General features: G+C 43.5%; 5 protein-coding genes. 3 read left to right on the top strand and 2 right to left on the bottom strand.

Annotation, left to right across the window (positions count from 1 at the left end):
* The coding region (locus HMPREF0999_RS23085) for a hypothetical protein (RefSeq protein ID WP_009276909.1) at nt 1-229 on the top strand (229 nt) is incomplete at its 5' end.
* Nucleotides 230-366: 137 nt separating this feature from the next.
* Here the strand turns inward: HMPREF0999_RS23085 and HMPREF0999_RS21520 are convergent.
* Together HMPREF0999_RS21520 and HMPREF0999_RS21525 are read right to left on the bottom strand one after the other, a co-directional pair.
* Nucleotides 367-681 (bottom strand): helix-turn-helix domain-containing protein, encoded by a 315-nt coding sequence (locus HMPREF0999_RS21520; protein WP_007851388.1) that lies wholly within the window; start codon nt 679-681, stop codon nt 367-369.
* A gap of 5 nt (nt 682-686) precedes the next feature.
* Entirely contained in the window at nt 687-1,034 is a 348-nt protein-coding gene (locus tag HMPREF0999_RS21525) for a type II toxin-antitoxin system RelE/ParE family toxin (protein ID WP_008669299.1), read from the bottom strand.
* Nucleotides 1,035-1,425: 391 nt separating this feature from the next.
* Between HMPREF0999_RS21525 and btgA the strand changes: the two genes are divergently transcribed.
* Complete coding sequence (gene btgA / locus HMPREF0999_RS21530) at nt 1,426-2,031, top strand: mobilization protein BtgA (protein WP_008669301.1); 606 nt, start codon at nt 1,426-1,428, stop codon at nt 2,029-2,031.
* Nucleotides 2,028-2,906: a mobilization protein BtgB gene (btgB, locus tag HMPREF0999_RS21535; RefSeq protein WP_008669303.1), complete on the top strand. Its 879-nt coding sequence runs from the start codon at nt 2,028-2,030 to the stop codon at nt 2,904-2,906. Before btgA ends, btgB begins: the two co-directional genes overlap by 4 nt.
* Nucleotides 2,907-3,492: the final 586 nt, after the last annotated feature.

Consider the following 3,492-nt stretch of genomic DNA (forward strand, 5'->3'; position numbering starts at 1 on the left):
TCGGAAATTTGTCGTAGATGCTCGGAAATTTGTCGTAGATGACCTTTGTAAGATATTACAGCACAATGTGTTATGCTATGCCGTAAAAGTAACTAAAAAGAAACTAAAAATTACCGTAAAGCAATGGAGTGTTTCTTTTTTGGTTTATAGAGGTCGCTTCGCTCCACTTTTCAGCGTGTTTTTTGATACGACGAATTTCCGGAGAATGGGAGAGAGTGGAAACAAGTAAAGCCAAGTGCAACGGATTAGGAAGATTTTTTGGCGTGTTAAATTTTGTATAAATATGACTTTTAATGTATAAAACAAGAAGTTTCCGGGAGCGAAAACGCATCCCGGATTTAATGTAACTTTTTGTTGTATAGTTAGTTACCATAACGCAACTTTACCCATGCTTCCGATTTCAAGTTTAGCACTTATCCCCATAGCCTTAAAAACTCTTGCAATGGTGGAAAAGGTTAAATTCTTACCGTTTTCAATTCGGGAGATTTGAGCCCGTTGCACTCCTATCAGATTACCTAATTCCTCTTGGGTTAAGTTCTTTGATTGGCGAGCTTGTTTAATGGCTTCACCTATCAAAAAAGAGTTAAGTTCTTCTTCGTAGGCATCACGTTTGGGAGTACCTTTTTCTCCGATGTATTTATCCTCGATTTCTTCGAGTGTATAAAATTTCTTTGCTTCCATACGCTTTATCTTTTTGAATTAAAATAATCTTTTCTAATCTCTTCGGCTTTGGCTATTTCTTTGGGAGGTGTCTTTTGGGTTTTCTTGATAAACCCATGTGTTGCGATTACCAGAGTGTTTATCTTATCGTCCTTATCCCAAAAAGCAAGAAGCCTGTACTTGGTTTTGTTATAGAACGTTCTGAATTCCCAAATATCCGTATCATCCAATTTCTTGAATAAATCTGGATCAAGTACAAAGGTGGATTTACGAATATTGCTAATGATCTTCTCACGTACCTTGTTGGGCAATCCGTCTAAAAACTCTTGGGCTTCGTTGGATAATTTGACCTTGAATCTTGATTTTGCTTCCATATAAAGTTTTTTAGTGTTGCAAAGATAATATTTTGTTTCCATATAGCGAAACAAAATATTGATATTTTATGCAGCCTGTTGTGCCGTTTTGATGTGTTTTTTTGTTTGTGGAATAGGTTCTTTCTTTGTGCCTCGCTCCGACTTCTCCCCGTCCCCCTTGTACGAGCTTTCGCCGTACCGCAGGGGAGGGTGTTCGTCGATTGCTCGGCAGTCGAAAGAATAGCAAGAGGAAACCGGGCTTTACCCTGTTTTTCCTCTTGCCCTACGGGGTTACGGCTGAATATCAGCCGTTTAAGTTTTTTAACCGCAATTAGTTTGAAATTGTGGTTAAAATCATACCTTTGGAAATCAGAGATTTAATAATATAAACAGCAATTAAAACCGCAATTGTATGGATAAGGAAACCACCACTTCTGTCACCATTGACCGAAAAACGTTTGCCCGGCTTGATAGGCTGGCAAAGTCCAATAATGTATCAAAGAAAGAGTTCCTTTCCTGTGCGCTGGAGTACTTCGAGAAGTACGGCATCAACCCGGTTGAGCATGAGAGTCCGGCAAAGGAAATGCAGAAACTTATCAAACGCTGTGATCAGGTGATAGCGTTCATCCGGAAGCAGGAGCAGGATTTCTTGCGTCCGGCTTGTGAAGCCATGGGCAGTACAAGTATGAGGGTGACCATGAGCATGGACTCGATACTTACGGAAAAAAAGTTCAGCCAATACCAAAAAGACAATGACCTATTCATGCGTGACCTTGCAAGCCTTGCCGGGATAAGGGAGCAGGCTTTGGACCGGGCGGAAAAGGCAGTCGGTCAGTCGAGGGATATGCTTCTGAAGAACCAACAAGCCATTTATGCAAGGCTGGACGCTGTGACGCAAAGGCAGGAGAAGATCTTCTCCTATATCGCAAGCTATATCGATGCGAAAGGAAAAGCCGGGCTTTTCGATGATATAAAAGCCTTGTACAAGAACGAGAAGAACAAAAGGGAAAAGATATGAACGTGAAGATACAGGGAAGCGGTAACGGCACATATGCCAATACAGGCAGTTGTGTTGCGGTGACGAACTATCTCCAGCATGAGGATTTGGAGAGGATGAAGAAAGGGGAGGAGGTGCAGCCGTTCTTCAACCAGTTCCGGGACTACGTGAGCGCAAGGGAGGTCACATTCAAGATAGACAACAACAAGGCTAAGTTAAGCCGGACTGACGCAAAGTTCTATGTTATCACTGTCAGCCCTTCAGAGAAGGAGCTGCGCTGCATGGGCAGAACTCCGCAGGAGTGTGCGGAAGCCTTACGGCGGTACATACGGCAGGATGTGATGAGAAACTATGCGGAGGGCTTCGGAAAAGGCTTGAAAAGCGATGATGTGGAATATTATGCAAAGATCCATTTCAACCGGGACGGTGAAAGTGACAGCGATATGCACGCACATATCATCGTCAGCCGGAAAGACCGGAGCAACACCAGGAAGTTAAGCCCTAAAACGAACCACACCGGGAAGAAGAACTGCGGCAACGTGAAGGGAGGTTTTGACCGGACGGATTTTTTCCGGAAGTGTGAAAGCTCTTTTGATCGGCGCATGGGGTTTGACCGGGAGCCGGAGGAAAGCTTCGACTATCTTAATGCCGTCAAGAACGGAAGTCCGGCGGAAATAGCCCGGCAGGTGGAACGTGCGGAACGCATCAGAAAGGAGAAATGGGACAAACTCAAAGCAGAGCTTCAATCCCGGCAGGAGCCGGAGAAGTCGAAAAATCAACAGGTGGAGAAAACGCCGGACATCGAGCAGCCTATTCCCAAAAAGAAGCAGCAGGAGGAAGATCTGGAACTCCTGAAGAAGCCAAAAAGGAGCAGAGGTTTCGGAATGGGCATGTGATTTTTCTATTTTCCGGCACAAAGGTAACTCCGCACGCCGCATTTGTAAAGGGACGTTTCACTCTCCGGGTAAAAAATACCGCACGAGCGAAGCGAGCACAGGAGATTTTTTACCCTTCGCCCTTGACAAATACACTGTGCTTCGCTGGAAGGTGTTTAGGAAAAAAGAAAAAAATGTTGTTCTTTGGTGAGTGTCCGTTTTGTCATTTTGTTACCGGGATTTGTCCGCATGGTGGAGGAACTGCCCCGATCAGTTAGGCACGTAATATCGTTTTGTAATAGTCGGTGGTCTGTTTTATGGTATACGCTCCGATATCGCTTTCTTTTTGCTTTTTATATGTGCAAAGGTCAAAATCCCCCAGCGAAAACCCCGCCGGAGGCTTGTTATAATCTGTTTCTTATCTGTTATTTATCACCTGTATCTAGGAATAAAGAACAGAAGCCTTGTTTATGGAACTGATAGAACATTTCAATATGTTCGGGTGTGTCATTACAATACTTCGGTAATTTTTTAGTGAAGTATTGACATAACTGTTATATGATGATTAAATTATCTCAATATTTTACGCGGATTGGTCCGGCAACAG

Origin of the sequence: Parabacteroides sp. D25 (genome assembly GCF_000307475.1) — a bacterium.
Classification (GTDB): Bacteria; Bacteroidota; Bacteroidia; order Bacteroidales; family Tannerellaceae; genus Parabacteroides; species Parabacteroides distasonis.

What these genes read in the sequence shown, in the direction of transcription:
- HMPREF0999_RS21520 (WP_007851388.1), bottom strand. Translation starts at nt 681, where the DNA reads ATGGAAGCAAAGAAATTTTATACACTCGAAGAAATCGAGGATAAATAC.
- HMPREF0999_RS21525 (WP_008669299.1), bottom strand. Translation starts at nt 1,034, where the DNA reads ATGGAAGCAAAATCAAGATTCAAGGTCAAATTATCCAACGAAGCCCAA.
- btgA (WP_008669301.1), top strand. Translation starts at nt 1,426, where the DNA reads ATGGATAAGGAAACCACCACTTCTGTCACCATTGACCGAAAAACGTTT.
- btgB (WP_008669303.1), top strand. Translation starts at nt 2,028, where the DNA reads ATGAACGTGAAGATACAGGGAAGCGGTAACGGCACATATGCCAATACA.